The organism is [Actinomadura] parvosata subsp. kistnae (genome assembly GCF_900323885.1).
GTDB lineage: Bacteria > Actinomycetota > Actinomycetes > Streptosporangiales > Streptosporangiaceae > Nonomuraea > Nonomuraea composti.
This window is the reverse complement of record NZ_OOHJ01000022.1, coordinates 405,431-421,705: the sequence shown is the minus strand read 5'-3', so window position 1 is coordinate 421,705 and position 16,275 is coordinate 405,431. Positions and strand designations below refer to the sequence as shown.

Below are 16,275 nucleotides of genomic sequence, written 5' to 3'. Positions count from 1 at the left end.
GCCGGCCCTCCGGCCCTTGAGCAGGGCCCCGCGACGACGCACGAGAAGGGTTCCCGCATGCACACCTCCCGAGCCAGGCGCCTGCTCGCCGCGCTGACGGCCCTGCTGCTCCTGCCGATCATCGCCGTGAGTTCATGGACGACGCCCGCGGCCGCCGCGACCAGCCAGTTCCGCGGCATGAACTGGGCGGTGCTCGGCGACAACTTCAGCACCGGCCCGCTCGTCATCGACGGGCTGAGCGCCTCCGACAGCTACGCCACCGTCCAGGCCAAGGCCAACGCGCTGTACGACGACATGCAGTCGAGCCTCGGCGTGAACACCGTCCGGCTGCCGATCAACACCCACACCGTCGGCACCACCTGGTGGAACGCCTACCGCGGTGCCATCGACGCCGCCACGGCGCGCGGATGGAAGGTCATCCTCGCGTACTGGGAGGACGGCGCCGCCTCGGGCGGCCGCGTCACGAACCTGCCGGCGTGGCACGCGATGTGGTCGACGGTGACCTCCCAGTACGGCTCGAACGGCCTCGTGTACTTCGAGCCGATGAACGAGCCGCACGGCTACAGCTCCGCCGAATGGCGCAACCTCGCCGCCGACTGGCTGACCTCCCACTCGGCGGCCCCGCCGAGCCGGGTGCTCGTCGGCGGCACCGGCTTCAGCCAGGACCTGCGTGACCTGTGCACCGACTCGCGTTTCTCCGGCACGCTGTTCTCGTTCCACCACTACGCGTTCTTCTACGCGGCCAACACGTACGACGGCTGGCGCTCCCACGTCCAGACCCGCCTCGGCACCTGCGCCTCGCGGGCGGTCGTCACCGAGTTCGGCGCCCCGATGAACAACGGCCTGAACTACGCCGACGCGAACAGCACCGACAACTTCGTCCGCCACATCCGCGCCGTCACCCAGGTGATGCGCGACAACGCCATGGGCGGCACCTACTGGCCGGCCATCGGCGGCAAGCCCGGCGACATCGGCTACGACTGGTACTCGATGTACGCCAAGAGCGGCACCGGCACGAACCTCGACCTCACCATCCGCAACCCCTCCGGCGCCACCCGCCTGCGCTACGGCTGGGGCGACGCCGTGGACGGCGGCGGCGGCCCGACCACCACGACCCAGATCGTCAACCAGAACTCCGGCAAGTGCGCCGACGTCCTGCAAGCCTCGACCGCGAACGCCGCCGAGATCGTCCAGTACACCTGCAGCGGCGCCACCAACCAGCAGTGGCAGCTCCGCGACCTGGGCAACGGCTACCACAACATCGTGGCCCAACACTCGGGCAAGTGCCTCGACGTCAACAGCGCCTCCACCGCGAACAACGCCCCCGTCATCCAGTACACCTGCGGCACCGGCACCAACCAGCAGTGGCAACTCCGTCCGGTGTCCGGCACGAACTACGTCGAGATCGTCGCCCGCCACTCGGGCAAGTGCCTCGACGTCTCCGGCCAGTCCACGGCGGACAGCGCCCGCCTCCAGCAGTACACATGCTGGGGCGGCGCCAACCAGCACTGGGACGTATAGCCCCCACCGCACAGCCGGCATGGGGCCGGGGACACCGCCCCGCTCCTGCGAAGGGCTGAGCTCCGGCGCGAGCGCGTCCTGGACGGCGCGTCACCGTGGGAGCATGACCGCACCGGACAGCGGCCCGGCAGGGGTTCCCGCCCGTGCCGGGCACGTCCTTTCCACCGCGTCCAGGAAGGCCAGAGCATGATGGACGTCTCCGCCGCCGTCCGCGTCAGCGACCACGCCTTCGGCCTGCTGGACGGCGGCGACCTCCCGATCGGGACGGCCGACCACTCCACCGGCCTGGTCGTCGTCATGTCCGCCGGCGCGCTCATCTATACGGGCATCGACACCGGCACGGTCCACGTCGGCATCACGCTCGCCACCCAGCCGGTCGACCTCGACCCAGAGACTCCCTGGGAGGACATCGTCGAGGCCGGCGTGCACGCTCCGCGCGGCGACCTGCGCCTCGACTCCCTGGAAACCGGCCCCGTCGCCGTCCTGCCCGTGCTCAGCCAGGACGGCCCCGGCTGGTACCGGCTGCGCGCCTTCGTCCGCGGCCGCGACGCCCACTTCGACGCCGTCCACGACGACCCCGGCGAGCTGTACCACCTGCACCTGTGGCCGGCCCCGCCGGCGCCGGCCGTGCTCATCCGCACCACCGACCGGTGCGGAGCCGGGCTGCGCTCGGCACCGCCCACGCCATCCCCTCCGCCCGAGCCCCCGCCGCAGCGGACCAGGGACCGGCTGGACCAGGCGATCCGCAAGGCGACAGGCCGCCCACCCGCGTGACTCCCGATGTCACCCGCGCGGACGGATATTTGGCACGCGGTCACCCGCCCCCAGGCTGGCCTGATCAGCGGCGGTACGGCCGGCCGCCCAGCCCTCCCCGTCCCAGGCGGTGCGCATCCGGTGCGAGACCAGGCTCGGGAACATGCGCTCGACCGCCTGCTCCACCTCCTCCTCGCGCGCCGCCAGCACGGGCACCAGGTCGGTGCCCCGGCTGGCGCTCTCCTGCGCGACCGCCTCCGCCGTGGCCTCGGCGAGCCGCTCCCCGATCCGCACGGCGAACGCCGACAGGAACGACTGGCGGAACGCCTTGTTCCTGGACCGGCCGCTGCCGTGCTTCTTGGTGCCCGAGTTCACCAGCGCGGTCTGCGCCTGCACCAGCAGCGAGGTGAACAGCACCTCCACCCACGACAGGTCCGCCCCGAACCCCAGCACCGTCGCGAACCCCAGCTCCTTCGACCAGATCACCCGGCACCGGTTGGCCTCGGCGACGAGGTTGAGCAGCATGGCCTTGGGCTCCTCGTACGGCGCGTCGATCCCGACCCGGATACCCGACGGGCCCGCACCTCCGCCCGGCTGCGCCTCCAGCATCGCCGCGTCGATACTGTACTTCGCCATGAGGCTCTGCGCCGCCGAGGTGAACGTCTCGGCCTCCGCCTCGTACGCCGTCGACTCCGCCTTGGCCAGCAACGCGCGTACCCGCGTGAGCATCTTCTCGCTGACCGCGTGCGGGCGCGCCCGCACCGCACGGCGGGCGGTCCCGGGCGGCGGGCCCAGCGACTCCAGGCGCGGCAGCCCGGTCAGCAACCCCAGCAGCTCCAGCACCCCGGACACGGCCACCAGCCGGCCGGCCCCGTCGCGCGCCTGCCGCGCGGCCAGGTAGCCCCCGTCCACCACACGGAGGCTTCAAGACCGGCGAGCTGGTCGCGCCAGCGCTCATCCACCGTGGCCGGCGCGTAGGCTCGCAGCTCCCAGGCGACGAGGTCGGCCGCCACCCGCCCGTGCCAGTCCGTCAGCCGCCGGGTCGCGATCCTGACCACGTCGGCGGGCTGCCAGCCGCCCCGCCACAACGCCGAGATCGCTCGGGTCGCGGCCTCCACCAGCATGCGATCGGCGTCGTCGCGGTCGGCCAGGAAGGCGGCGGCGGAGTCGAAGGCCGCCTGATCCTCGTGGGCGAGCGCGTCCAGCGCCGCGCCGATCAACTCGTTGGCCTTGCTCACCCGTGCCGTCCACCTTAGAAAGTCCGCCAGAACTCTACCGTGGCGAAGGGTGGCACGGTTTCTTGAAGGGGTGTCACAGCAGGCGTTCGCTGCGGACGGCTGCTTCTTCCCGGGTGGCGTCGACGAACTCCTGCCGGGCGTCACTGTGGTGCTGGTAGAGCTGCCAGCAGGTGTGGATGCCGTGCAGCAGGTTGTCGAGCAGGTCGGGGGCGGGCCTGGTGGGGTTGAGCGAGGTGAGCGGCAGGGGGATGGTGTCGGGCGTGAGGCCGAGCTCGGGGTCGGCGGTGTGGACGAACTCCTGGGCGGTGGCGATGCGGTGCTGGAGGTCGAGGATGCCGTGCACGTAGCCGTCGGCGATGTGCAGGGCGTTACGGATCAGCGGCATGACGACGTGCCGGGCCCGCGTGCCGGCGGATATGGCGGTGGCGATGTCGATGAGGCTCTCGATGGCGAGGGGCTTGCCGGCCTGCTCGGCGCTGCCGACGACCTGGATCGGATGCCGGTTGGTGCGCTGGGCCGTGACGGTGACGGCGGCGTGGAACCAGTGGGCGGCGGCGATGGCGGCCGCGGTGGGATCGACCTCGGTGAACAACGCCTGACCGCCGAACGGGTCGTCGTACAGCAACCGGTCGGCCTGGGAGATCTGCAGCGGTGAGGCATCCTCACGGCTGAGGGCGACGGCCTGCTGGGCCCGCTCGGCCAGGTCCCCCCGTTCGGCCTGCTCGACGGCGGCCAGCTCGGCGCCGACGTCGGTGGTGACGCTCGTGGTGAGCTCGCAGGTGTCGAGCTTTCGCAGGGTACGGGCGACGGCCAGGGCAGCCTGCTCGATCTTGGTGACGGCCGGTTGACCGTCGGCCCTGGCGGCGATCAACGTGGGCAGCACCTTGTCGAAGGCATCACGTTCCAACTGCCGCTGCCGCCCGAGACTGTGAGGGCCGTGCTGCTCGGCGGTACTGGCAGGATGCGTGTAGGAACGCCAGCAGAGCTGCGACAGCTGCGTCAGCTCGGCGGCCAGCTGGTGAGCGTCGTGCAGCTGCTCGCCGACGAGACGGGCCACGATGGTGGCGGTGTCGCCGATGCCGGTGCTCCACTGGGCGGTGAGCGTGTTGCGGGCGCGGTCGATGGCATATCGAGTCACGGAGACCTCTTCGGGGGAAGGGGAGACCGGAAAGGGTGAGGGCTCTGCTCGGGGCAGTTTCCGGTCATGCCCAGGATGCTGGATCCGCGGCTCAGGTGAAGCTTCTTTGACGTTGTTCCCAGGTCGCTGATCAGCGCTTTTGCTCGGAGACGCGGCATAATTCCCCTGCCTCGCGCCGCGTACGGAGGCCCGGGACGCAAGATCCGCCGGACTCCCCAAACAGTTCGGCGTCGCACATGCGCGGCCGACCACACCGAGGCGCTGCGGACGCTGCCCGGCGAATGGCCCTGGAGCTGATGGAACACGACTACCGAGACTTGCTCATGGAAGCCGACCTGGGGCGGGGAGACTGAAAGTCGAGAATGGACGCCTTTCTCGACTCAGGGGGAGAGGTGACTCGCCAATGTCCTCGCGCACGTCATGCGTTCTGAGCCAGCCCATGCGATCACCGCGTGTGGCTTTCCTGGCGGTTCGTGACGCTGCTGCTCAAACCGCTGTATGTGCTCGGCCGCACCCCGTGTTCGGGCCTGTACGGAATCGAGATCAGAGGGGTCGCCCCCGAATTCTCACCAGCGATCTTGGTAGGCCGATGCCATGGGCGCGCGAACGTGGACGGCTCCCTTCAGCCTCATCCGCCCCTCGCTACCTGGCTTCCTACCGGGATCGATACATTTGCCGTATGGTCGACTGGGACGCCGTGATCAAGGATGACTTCGCCGTACCGAAGGGTCTGACCGCGGCGGTTGACGAGTTGGCCGCCATGCTGACCGCGGCAGATCCGATGATCCGTGACGGCCGGGCCTATGAGGTGCTGATCACCTGGATTCGGCGCGGTGTGCTGGACGATCGGCTGACTGCCCTCGGCGGCACGATGGTGGCGCGCCTTTCTCACGCGGAAGTGCAGGCGCGGACGTTCGCGCCCCTGATCCTCGCCGCGGCGGTCGATCGGGACGCCGCCGCCGACCGCCACCCCCTCCGCTACCGCCCCGCCATTACTGACGCCATCGCCAGCAGGCTCCACCTTGCCTTCCCCGCCTATCCCGCCACTCGCGCCTGAACCCGGGCCGGTCAGCGGCCCTGTACGAAGTTCGGATCTTCGGGCCGCTCGGCGGCGTCGGATCCACAAGAGGGCTCCGCGTGGATGCAGGCCGGCGTGTCCGAGCGGCTGCTGCAGGCGATGATCGCCGAGGCCGCAGGCGATCCCCCTGATCTCGACTTCGTACAGGGGCCTCTAGGCGCGCTCCAGGCGTCCAGCTCGGCTGAGACATAGGAAGGCGCCAGGCAAGTGCTCGGTGACATGGTGCAGCCAGTGAGAAGGGCGTTGAGGTCCGTCTTCACCAACCGACCGTCAACACCCTAGGCCCGAGCCGCGGGACGGAGTGTCACAGCAGCCGTTCGCTTCGGGTGGCTGCTTCTTTCCGCACCATGCTGAGGAATGCCTGGCGGAGCTGGTCCTGCTGCGCGGCTTCGACGGCTCCGGCATTGGGGGAGCGGCGGTTGCTGTGGTGCTGGTAGAGGTGCCAGCAGGTGTCGATGCCGTACAGCAGGTTGTCGAGCAGGTCGGGGGCGGGCCGGGCGGGGTTGAGCGAGGTGAGCGGCAGGTGGATCGCGTCAGGGCTGAGGTTGACGCCGGGCCTGGCGGTTTGCAGGAACTCCTGCGCGGCGGTGATGCGCTGCTGGACGCCGAGGATGCCCCGCAGGTAGCCGTCGGCGACGTGCAGGGCGTTGCGGATCAGGGGCATGACGACATGCCGGGCGCGCCTGCCGGTGTCGAGGGCGGTCGCGATGTCGCTGAGGCTCTCGACGGCGAGGGGTTTGTCGGGCTGCTCGGAGCTGCCGACCACCTGCATCGGGTGCAGGGCTGTGTGCTGGGCGGTGACGGTGACGGCGGCGTGGTACCAGTGGGCGGCGGCGATGGCGGCCGCGGTGGGATCGACCTCGGTGAAGAGGGTCTGGCTGCCGAAGGGATTGTCGTGCAGCAGGTGGTCGGCCTGGGAGATCTGCAGCGGGGAGGCGTCCTCGCGGCTGAGGGCGACGGCCTGCTGGGCGCGGTCGGACAGGTCGCCGCGTTCGGCCTGCTCGATGGCGGCCAGCTCGGCCGCGACGTCGGTGGTGATGTGCGTGGTGAGCTGGGAGGAGTCGAGTTTTCGCAGGGTACGGGCGATGGCCAGGGCGGCCTGCTCGACCTTGGTGGTGATCGGCTGGTTGGCGAACGGGGCGGTGGCGATCAGCAGCGGGAGGATCTTGTCGAAGGCGTCGCGTTCTTGCTGCCGGTGCCGTCCGAGACTGTGCGGGCCGTGCTGGTCGGCGGCGCTGGCCGGGTGCGTGTAGGAACGCCAGCAGAGCTGGGACAGGTGCGTCAGCTCGGCGGCGAGCTTGCGCGTGTCGTGGGGGAGCTGGTCGTGAGTGAGGCGGGCCACGACGGTGGCGGTGTCGCCGATGCCGGTGCCCCACTGGGCGATGAGCGTGTGGCGGGCACGGTCGATGGCATACCGAGTCACGGATACCTCTTCAAGGAAAGGGGGAGCGGTTCAAGTAAAGGGGGACCAGAGACAGTGGGGGCGGTGCTCGGGGCACGCTCCGGTCATGCCCAGGATGCTGGATCCGCCGCTCACGTGAAGGCTTTTTGATGTTCTTCCTGGGTCCCTGATCAGCGCTTTTGCGCGGAGACGCGGCAAAATTCCGGTGACCGCCGGAGTCCACCGTGCCGGCCGAGCCGCCGGGGCGGCGCGGACGAGCAGCCGAGTCCCGCGTACGAGCTGGACGAGTAAGTCCTATGTCGGGTCAGTGGTGGTAGGCGAGCGGTGTTCGGGTGATGGGCTGGCTGTTGTCGCGGTTGTGCCAGATGCGGTGGTCAGCGCCAGGATGCGCTGGGCGATGCGGCCGCCGACGTCGGCGACTGTACGGCCGCCGTGCGGTTCCAGGGCGCAGCCCCCCGGATGTAGCGGCAGTAGCCGTTCGTCATGAACGTACGTACTCCGTACGGGGTTGGTGGCGTCACCGCCAGCGTGACCAGTGCAGGATGTGGGCCCGGCTGGTGGGTGGCCGGGTGAAGAGGCGGCGGATCTCGTTGGCGGAGATCGTGATGAGCCCGCTGGTGCTGGTTGGTGGGGCAGGTTCGGGTCGAGGACCGCGCGAGTGACGGCGAGGAAGGCCAGGTCGCGGGAGTTGCTGAGAGAGCGGCGGACGAGCAGGCGGTACACAGGACCGTCGGTGGCGATCTGATGGGCACGGGAAACCGCGAACACGTAGGAGATCCGCCGGGCTTCCAGGTGCCGCCGCAGTGATCCGTTGTCGCCGCAGGCCTCATTCGGCGGTCACCCAGCCGAACGATACGCCGGCGGCGATGGCCCGTTCGATCATGGCCTGCAGCAGTTGGGGCTTGGTGGCGAAGCCGACGTGCTCATCGGAGGTGGGACAGGATCGCTTTCGCGAAATTGGTGGCCAGAGTCGGGGCGTCCGGCCCCGGGACGTCCTCGCCCCAGGGGAGGACCATGAGCCTGAAGGACTGCTTTCTGCCGACGGAGACGAACAGGACGTATGTCTCTCTGCCGTGATCTGTGCTGCTGCCCAGCAGCGCCTGGTGACCGCTGATGTTCTTTCGTGTGAGGTGCTTGAACTTCTCGGCCTTCGTCTGATCCGTCGACGGGTACGGGGTGAAGGTCACCAGCCCGCCCCTCGCGCCCCACTGGCAGGACTTGGTGTCGTAGTTCGGTTGCGTCCCGTCGACGAAGATCCAGAGCTTGCTCTTGCCGGTGTCCTCGTCGTGGATCGCGCGGCAGGGATGCTGGGCGAGCTCGGCAAGGGTGAGCGGACCGCCGGCCGCGGGGGCCGACGGTCGTATGGAACCAGTCGGGGTCGGGGTGCCCGCGCTGCTCGACGCCGCTGAGGTGACGGGGCTGGTGGGAGGTGTGCCGGATGGCCGGTGCGTGTCCCCGCCTGTCCTGCTCCCCTCCTGCGCGCCGCACGCGGCCACCGCACACGACGCCAAGAACAGGGCCACGACCGCAGCCATGGCTCGGTGCGGGCGGTTCCTGGGGGAGGGTTCGTCGGCTGCTCGTCGAGTCACGAGGCGGAGGATATCCCGCCGTGTCGGGACCCCTCCCGGGATCTCCGCGATCCTCGGCGCCAGCGCCGACACCGCCTCCCGCCACGAGCGCGCCTGATCCTCTCCGAACGTGCCCGGCGCGCGTTGCACGCCGCTGGTGACAAAGCGCGCAACCTCCCTCACCGCCCAGGAACCACAGCGTCGCCCGCACTGGCCTGTGATGGGTCGACGACTCCGAGATCGGCTGGCGTTCCATGGCAGGCCTCTGGCGTGGTCAGTAGCGGGATTTCCTGAAAGAGCCTCACAGTAAGTGACAGTCACATTACGGTGTGGCCATGGGAAGTCGTGCACACTATGTCGTCATGCAGGACGGCAGGCTAGGGCTCTACTACTCGCAGTGGGGCGCCTACCAGCTCGAACTCGACCTCCTGCCCGGCCCTGAGCTGGCGACCCAGTTCGCCCGCCGCCAGCGCGCGGTGAGCTCATGGATGTGGGAGCCCGAATGCGAAGGTGCGTGTCTGATCGACCATGACGAACGGCGACTGCTGCTGTTCTGTCACTGCGGCGCCGATCAGAGCTATCGGCTCGCTACCTTGGCGGCGCTCGCCCGTACGTGGCCGGGCTGGCGGGTGGAGTGGGCCTATGACGGCCTTCGGCAGCTCAAGGCGGCGGCCGGCCACGTCGTCGACTTCGCCGCGACCTGGTCCGGGGATCCGCAGGCGGGCGAAGAGTGGTGCGACGTGCTGGTCACCGTGGTCCACCAAGGGCGGACGCGGGCTCACCTCGTCGATTCGGCCGAGGCGGTCATCCGCAGTGGGGCGGGGAGCCTGGACGAGCACCGCTCCGCCTGGCCGACGATCACTTCCTGCCCCGGCAAGGTCGTCGCCGGCGTCCACCTCGACCTTGACGATCAGACCGCCGGCGTCTGGACCTCCGCCACGTTGCGCGGTGCGCTGCGGAGCGTGGGGCAGGGGTGGCCCGGCTGGCACTGGTCGAACTGGGAGGACAGGGCGGCCGAGCAGGCGCGCCGGGTCGCGGGAGCTCTCACCGTGCCGGAGCCGGACCTCGCGGCAGGTCTGCGTGCTCTCGCCGCCGAGTTCGACAAGCATCAGGGCGTGGCCTCCGCCGCCGATCCGGCCTCCCTGCTGCTCGCCGTCACCGACCTCTCCTCCGCCTTCACCCACCACCCTACGAAGCTGACCGATGAGGAGAAGGCCGTGGTCCGCACCGCGATCGCGGCGTTGACGTGATCGCCGCCAAAGGGTGCGTGAGGAAACTGTTCGATACAGTAGGACTGGATTGTCCCCATCGCGTGTATCGCGGATTTCGAACAGCAGGTACGGTTTCATGCACCCAGCAGGACGAAAAGTCGCCCGTATCGAGGATACGAGCAATCTCTTGCTCGTGTCATCGCCCTTACGGCGAGATGACGACCTGATTCAGAATTTCTGCGGGGCCGTGACCAGCCTGGATGACTTTCTTTCCGGCCGGCCCGATTTGAAGCAGAAAACCGTGTACTTGTGCGGCGACATATCCAGGATCAGCGGCCATGAGGTGGCTGCTGCAGCGCGGGTGTCAGTGGTCCGGGAACTTTCGTACTCTTACGAGGAAGAGGCGTGTCGGCCTTGGTCGTTTGTGGGCCTCGGGCAGGTTCCCATTCGCGTACACGGTGTCGGCGTGTATTATCGGCGCTTCTTCGACCTCGACTCCGACCACTTCCACCGGATCTGTTCGGAGCACGCATTCCAGTCCCTGACGGAGTCCACCAAGCCCGGTACGGCCCACCGCACCGGAATCTATCTGACCCCGGTCACGCGAATCGGCGACGAACTGCACTTCCGTCTGCTCCGGTGCTCCACGAACCTCTCGGGCCCGACCGACAACTTCTCCGCCACGGACTCGCAGATCGTCGAGGCTCTGAACCGAGAGGCCGCCTCAATATTCCGGGACCACGCCCCGCTGAACCACGTCCTCGCGCAGATCTACCACAACACCCCGGCCGGCGCCGAGCGCAAGCAGTCGAAGGCCAAGATCTCGGCGCACGCCGACAAGACCAAGGACATGCCCGCCAACGGCATCATGGCCTTCTGCACCTTCTACGACGGGCTCGACAAGCTGCGCCCCATGGCCGGAGACGCCTTCGACCTCGGTCTCAACGGCGTGAGCGGGCTGACCAAACTCCATTTCCGCCTCAAAGAAGAGCCCGAAGGCCGCGCCGGGCACGCGCTTCCCCGGCAGTTCACCCTCACCCTGTATCCGAACTCCGTCTTCTTCATGCCGTTGTCCACCAACCGGCTGTACACGCACGAGATCCGGCCGTCGACCCTGGACGTCGGGTCGCTCCCGATCCGCCTGGGTTACGTGGTGCGCTGTTCGAGCGCCGAAGCCGTGCACAGGAACGGCCACACGTACCTGAAGAGGGACGGCACACTGGTGAAGCTGGAACCCCCCACCTCCGAGGGCATGGACGAGTTGCGCAAGCTGTACGCCGAGGAGAATAGGACCTCGTCTTTCATCGACTACGGCGACGGGTTCCTCTTCAGCATGAACGCGGGAGATTACCTTGCTCCCCGGACGTAGGCCGCTGGCCGAGATCCGCTCGTACACCCTGCCCACCGAACGCGATCTCTTCAAGGAGTTGTACGCATCGGCGCGGTTCGAGGACGTGGGAAAGGGGCGGTCGGGAGCGGTCCTGGTCAGGATCGGCGAGGCAGGCGACGTGCCGCTCGTACGCACCACCACCCGATATGGCGCTCCGGCGCAACGCTTCCGGGCGGTGCACGAATGGCTGGCCCAGCGGATCGAAGAAGGTGCGGCGCCGGCCGCCGGCTTCAACAACGCTCTCATCGAGATCTACACGAACGCCTACGCGACCATGGGCAGCCATTCCGACCAGGCCCTCGATCTGGCGGACGAGTCGCATATCGCGGTCTTCTCCTGCTACGAGCATCCCAAGGCGAACCCGCCGAGAAAGCTGATCGTCGAATCCAAGGAGCCCGGCGGCGAGAGTTTCGAGATCCCCTTGGCCCACAACAGCGCCGTCGTGTTCTCCGTGGACACGAATCGCCGATACAAACACAAGATCGTCCTGGACAAAGCCTCCCAGCCGGCCGAGAACCGATGGTTGGGCGTGACCTTCCGAACGTCGAAGACCTTCGTACGGTTTCGCGACGGACAGGCCTGTTTCCCGGACGGCACCCGCCTCACCTCGGCCGACGACGAACAGCGGCGCGAGTTCTACCAACTGCGGCGGCGCGAGAACCAGGAGACGGACTTCACCTACCCCATGCTCACGTACACGATCAGCGAGAGCGACCTGATGCCGCCCGTCTGATGTTTCCTGTTCCAGGCCATCAGGCAGGCCGGGCGCTGCGGTGGGCGTCACCGCTCATTCGAGCGGGAGCCGAGACACCACCTCGCCCCCTGGCGTGCCGATGATGGTCCCGGCCTGCGCCGGCTCGATGGCCGCGTCCGGGCACGAGCGCAGCACGACGTCCCGCGCCGGCGCGCCCACGTGGACGACGGTGTTGCCGCAGAAGCGGAGGCCCGCCGTGTCCTTGGCGTCGAGCGCGGGGACGCCGTCCAGCACGAAGCGGTTCCCCTCGACGACGACGCCCCGGTGCACCGGATGGGCGGGGTCGGAGCGGGTGTTGCGGGGGTCGATGAGCACGCCGGGCCCGCCGGGTTCGATGATCTCGTTGTCCCGTATGGTGACGTCGCGCACCGGCCCGGATTCCCACCATTCGGCGGCGTCGCCCGAGATGTAGATGGCCGCCATCCCCGTCCGCTCGAACCGGTTCTCCGAGATGAGCACCGGTCGGCGGGTGGTGACGAGCACGCCGCGGGTCGGCACGTTGCGGAAGACGTTGCGGGTGAGGTGCACGGCGGGGGTCCTGGTGACGTTCTCCACCGCGGCGCGCCCGGCCAGGCCGCCGGGGAGCGGGGTGCCGGCCGTCAGGACGATGCTTCTGAGCGGGGTGTCGTGGTCGCGGCCGCTGGGCTGGCGCACCCGCCGCACCGTGGACGCGGCGATGGGGCGCAGCGTCTCGCGGTCGACGATCTCGATCTGGTCGCCGGGCGCGAACTGGGGCATGCCGGCGGTTTCCGGGTGCGCGTACTCCAGCTCCAGGGTGCGCGGGCCGGGCTGGCCGGTCACGCGCAGGTAGGTGCCGTGCACGTTGATCGGATCGTCGTGCGGCCCGTCGAAGAGGCAGTCGCGTACGACGGCCCGGCCGGAGCAGCCGGAGAACTGCAGGAAGTCGGCGTACCCCGCGCTGTGGCGGCCGGTGCCGCGCGGCGCCCGGAACGCGCAGCCCTCCACGGTGACGTCGTGGGCGGCCTGCGCGACGACGCCGAAGCCGTGCAGGAACCCGAACCGCAGGCCGGACAGCGTCACCTCGGCGCTGTCGAGCACGAGCCCGCCCGGATGGTCCCGGGTCGTCGGCCGCATCTGGTAGACGAGGCCGGTGTCGGCGGGTTCGTCGCCGTGGTCGTACTCGATGCGGATCTCCCGCCGCCCCACCGCCTCGACCCGCCTGACCTGCTCGAAGAGCGGGTTGGGGGCGCGGCGCGTGCGCCCGCTCGCGGGATCGTGCACCTGCGTGTACTCCAGCGCGTCCAGCCCCTCCCAGGCGTACGCGCCCGTGCCCAGGCGCTCCCCGTGCCAGCGCACGGAGCGGCCGCTGATGGAGAAGAGCGTGGCCTCCGGCACGCTGATCAGCCGGTACGCGCGCCCGCCCGCGACCCCGGCGGCCACCACGGTGGCGTCCACGACGGTCGGCACGGCGAAGTCGAAGGTCAGCCCCTCGATCCGGACCCGGCGGGAGTCGAGCACGGCGAAGGTCGTCTGCAGCCCGTGCAGGATCAGGCGGGCGCCCGCACCGGAGATCACCAGGTCCTCGGCCGCCTCGACGAGCAGGGCGATCGTCTTGTCGCGGTGGCGCGGGTCGTCGCCCACGGTGTTGGAGACGTACAGCTCGCGACGCTGCGCCCGTTCCGGCCAGAGGTGGTAGTCGCCGGGCGGGAACCGCAGCGTCACCGGCCCGCGCCGGGCCGCCGCCGCACGCAGGGCGGCCGTGACGGCGGGCGCCGCGTCCGCCCGCGCGCCGGGAACCGCGCCGAAGGCGGTCACGTCAAGCATGCCCGCCACTCGGCCCTCAGCCTCGCCGGACTCACCAGAACGCACGTCAGTGTCGCCGGATTCATCACGGCGCGCCCGCCGTCAGCGTCGCAGGATCGACCACGACGCGCCGGCCCGCGCTCAGGTCGATCAGCGCCTCCCGCTCGCCGCTGCGCACGACGACGCGGGTACGGCCGGCGGGCCGCCGCGCGGTGAGCGCGAGCCGCGTCATCGTGATCCGGCCGGCGACGGTGTCCCAGGCGACGTCCACCGAGACCCCGGGCCGGGCGACGAGCCCGCGCACCTGCCCGCTGCGCCACTCGGCGGGGACGGCGGGCAGGACGGTGATCGTGCCGTCGTGGCTCTGCACCAGCATCTCCGCCACAGCCGCGACGTAGCCGAGGTTGCCGTCGATCTGGAACGGCGGATGCGCCGCGAACAGGTTCGGGTACAGCCCGCCGCGCTCGCTCGCCTCCTCCACCGGCGCCGGGCGCAGCACCAGGCGGAGCAGCCGCGACACCCGGGCGGGCTCCCTGAGCCTGGCCCACAGCGCCAGCTTCCAGGCCAGTGACCAGCCGGTCGAGTCGTCCTGCCGGTCGTCCAGGCTCCTGGCCGCGGCGGCCCTGAGGTGCGCGTCCCGCGGCGTGTCTCCGGGATAGGCGAAGAGCAGGTGGCTGAGGTGCCGGTGCCCGCGCTCGGCCTGCGGCGGGTCGTCGAGCCATTCGCGGACGAGACCGTCACGGCCCGCCGACGGCCCCGGGATCAGTGGGAGCGCGGCCCGCGCCGCCACGACGACCGGGTCGTCGCTGCGGTGCAGGCGCTCCGCCAGCCCGGACAGCCTGGTGAACAACCCGGAGATCAGCGTCAAATCCATCGTGGCCGAGCGGCTGACCGCGACGCGCGTCCCGTCCGGCGTGAGGTGGTGGTTCTCGGGTGAGGTGGAGGGCGAGGTGCCGAGGGTCCCGTCCGGCATCGTGACGAGCCAGTCGAGGCAGAACGCGGCGGCCTCGCGCAGCACCGGCCAGGCCCGTTCGCGGGCGAAGCGCTCGTCGGCGCCGAACCGCAGCCGCTCGGCCAGGAGCCAGCTCAGCCACACCCCGCCCATCGGCCAGCACGCCCACGCCGGGTCCGCGCGCCCCCTGCCGACGGGCGAGGTGAACGCCCAGGCGTCGGTGTTGTGGTGGGCCACCCAGCCGCGGGCGCCGTAGAGCCGCCGCGCGGTGGCCCGGCCCCGCTCCGCCAGCGCCGTGACCAGCTCGACCAGCGGGTCGAGGCATTCGCCGAGGTCGGCGGTCTCGGCGGCCCAGTAGTTCATCTCGGTGTTGACGTTGATCGTGTAGTTCGCGCTCCACGGCGGCCTGAGCCGGTCGTTCCACAATCCTTGCAGCGTGGACGGCAGCCCGCCGGGCCGCGAGGAGCAGATCGCGAGGTAGCGGCCGTAGGCGAACAGGAGGGCGGCCAGCGACGGATCGTGCCCGGCCGCCGCCGCGCGCAGCACCCGTTCGTGGGTGGGCAGCGCCCGCGCCTGCGGCGGGCCGTGCACTTCCAGCCGGACCCGGTCGTAGAGGCGGGCGTGGTCCTGCCGGTGGCGGGCCGCCAGCTCCGCCGTTCCCCTGCCGAGGGCGCGGGCGACGCGCCGCTCCGCCCGCGTCAGCGCGCCCGCCGCGTCGCCGCGCGGCGCGCGGCCGATCGCGGTGAACGTCGTCTCCGTGGCCAGGACCAGCTCGAACCGGCGCACCCCCAGCGCCCGCCCCGGCCGCGTCTCCCCGTCGTGCACGACCCGCGCGGCCACCGCGCCGCGCAGGGCCCGCTCGCCCCACACCGGTGACAGGTCCGGCTCGTGCGGGGGCGGCATGTCGCTCGGCAGCCGTACGGTCAGCCAGGCCCCGGACGGGTGCGCCTCCTGCCCGAGCACCCGCAACGGCGAGACGAGCCGCCAGCGCACGGAGACGGGCCGGTCCGCGTCCAGCACCAGGACCAGCACCCCGTCCGGGTGGGAGACGAAGCACGTCCAGCGCAGCGCGGCCCCGGCCAGGCGGTAGCGCACCTCGTGCGTCGCGGTCGAGAGGTCGAGCTGCCGCCGGTAGCCCTCGGCGGGGGCGCCCCCGGGGTTCTCGATCTCCACGTGGAGGTCGGCGAACGGCAGGTACGCCTGGGACCAGCCGCCCTGCAGCGCCATGAGCCGCCGCTCCGCCTCCGGCGCGTCCCCGCGGGCGAGCGCCGCCCGGGCCGCGGCGAGCGCGGCCGGAGCCAGGCGCGGATCGGCCGTGCTGGTCGCCTCCTCGCTATCGGGGCTGCCGGACCAGGCCGTGCCGTCGTTCAGCTGGAGACGCTCGGCGCCCGGCGTGCCCCGCACCATCGCGCCGAGGCGGCCGTTGCCCAGGGGAAAGGCCTCAAGCCAGTGCGCGGCCGGCGCCGGCGCCCAGAGCAGGTGCTCCGCCTGCTGGAGGGGGTGCAC

General features: G+C 70.5%; 13 protein-coding genes and 1 pseudogene. 6 read left to right on the top strand and 8 right to left on the bottom strand.

The window, feature by feature from the left end:
* Positions 1-57 precede the first annotated feature (57 nt).
* A complete protein-coding gene (locus tag KIS93_RS44735) occupies positions 58-1,521 on the top strand; it encodes an RICIN domain-containing protein (protein ID WP_080041380.1) in 1,464 nt (487 codons plus the stop codon).
* Positions 1,522-1,707: 186 nt separating this feature from the next.
* Positions 1,708-2,295: a hypothetical protein gene (locus tag KIS93_RS44730; protein WP_080041379.1), complete on the top strand. Its 588-nt coding sequence runs from the start codon at positions 1,708-1,710 to the stop codon at positions 2,293-2,295.
* A gap of 9 nt (positions 2,296-2,304) precedes the next feature.
* Here KIS93_RS44730 and KIS93_RS44725 read toward each other — a convergent pair whose 3' ends face one another.
* The 3 genes from KIS93_RS44725 to KIS93_RS44715 all read right to left on the bottom strand — a co-directional run bounded on the left by KIS93_RS44725 (position 2,305) and on the right by KIS93_RS44715 (position 4,650).
* Positions 2,305-3,186 (bottom strand): DUF2786 domain-containing protein, encoded by an 882-nt coding sequence (locus KIS93_RS44725; RefSeq protein ID WP_186404799.1) that lies wholly within the window; start codon positions 3,184-3,186, stop codon positions 2,305-2,307.
* Positions 3,093-3,512 carry a hypothetical protein gene (locus KIS93_RS44720; RefSeq protein WP_186404798.1) on the bottom strand — a complete coding sequence of 140 codons (420 nt, stop codon included), beginning with the start codon at positions 3,510-3,512 and terminating at the stop codon, positions 3,093-3,095. Before KIS93_RS44720 ends, KIS93_RS44725 begins: the two co-directional genes overlap by 94 nt.
* A gap of 73 nt (positions 3,513-3,585) precedes the next feature.
* On the bottom strand, positions 3,586-4,650 hold the full coding sequence (locus KIS93_RS44715; protein WP_080041377.1) for a hypothetical protein: 1,065 nt from the start codon (positions 4,648-4,650) through the stop codon (positions 3,586-3,588).
* Between the two features lie 679 nt (positions 4,651-5,329).
* On the opposite strand from KIS93_RS44715, the gene KIS93_RS44710 reads away from it, so the two are divergent.
* Positions 5,330-5,707 (top strand): hypothetical protein, encoded by a 378-nt coding sequence (locus KIS93_RS44710; RefSeq protein WP_080041376.1) that lies wholly within the window; start codon positions 5,330-5,332, stop codon positions 5,705-5,707.
* Between the two features lie 325 nt (positions 5,708-6,032).
* On the opposite strand, the gene KIS93_RS44705 is transcribed toward KIS93_RS44710, so the two are convergent.
* The 3 genes and pseudogenes from KIS93_RS44705 to KIS93_RS44700 form a co-directional block, all read right to left on the bottom strand.
* Complete coding sequence (locus tag KIS93_RS44705; RefSeq protein WP_080041375.1) at positions 6,033-7,151, bottom strand: hypothetical protein; 1,119 nt, start codon at positions 7,149-7,151, stop codon at positions 6,033-6,035.
* A gap of 283 nt (positions 7,152-7,434) precedes the next feature.
* A pseudogene (locus KIS93_RS69280) lies at positions 7,435-7,586 on the bottom strand (IS982 family transposase); the annotation flags it as partial.
* 467 nt (positions 7,587-8,053) lie between these two features.
* Positions 8,054-8,881, bottom strand: a complete 828-nt coding sequence (locus tag KIS93_RS44700) for a DUF3558 family protein (RefSeq protein ID WP_155128228.1) — start codon at positions 8,879-8,881, stop codon at positions 8,054-8,056.
* Positions 8,882-9,033: 152 nt separating this feature from the next.
* On the opposite strand from KIS93_RS44700, the gene KIS93_RS44695 reads away from it, so the two are divergent.
* The 3 genes from KIS93_RS44695 (at position 9,034) to KIS93_RS44685 (ending at position 12,032) form a co-directional block, all read left to right on the top strand.
* Positions 9,034-9,948: a hypothetical protein gene (locus KIS93_RS44695; RefSeq protein WP_155128225.1), complete on the top strand. Its 915-nt coding sequence runs from the start codon at positions 9,034-9,036 to the stop codon at positions 9,946-9,948.
* A 208-nt stretch (positions 9,949-10,156) separates the two neighbouring features.
* Entirely contained in the window at positions 10,157-11,278 is a 1,122-nt protein-coding gene (locus tag KIS93_RS44690) for a hypothetical protein (protein WP_230465435.1), read from the top strand.
* A gap of 58 nt (positions 11,279-11,336) precedes the next feature.
* Positions 11,337-12,032, top strand: a complete 696-nt coding sequence (locus tag KIS93_RS44685; RefSeq protein ID WP_246005458.1) for an alpha-ketoglutarate-dependent dioxygenase AlkB — start codon at positions 11,337-11,339, stop codon at positions 12,030-12,032.
* 54 nt (positions 12,033-12,086) lie between these two features.
* Here KIS93_RS44685 and KIS93_RS44680 read toward each other — a convergent pair whose 3' ends face one another.
* Together KIS93_RS44680 and KIS93_RS44675 are read right to left on the bottom strand one after the other, a co-directional pair.
* A complete protein-coding gene (locus KIS93_RS44680) occupies positions 12,087-13,838 on the bottom strand; it encodes a right-handed parallel beta-helix repeat-containing protein (RefSeq protein WP_155128222.1) in 1,752 nt (583 codons plus the stop codon).
* 64 nt (positions 13,839-13,902) lie between these two features.
* Positions 13,903-16,275 (bottom strand): glycosyl hydrolase family 95 catalytic domain-containing protein, encoded by a 2,373-nt coding sequence (locus KIS93_RS44675; RefSeq protein ID WP_186404797.1) that lies wholly within the window; start codon positions 16,273-16,275, stop codon positions 13,903-13,905.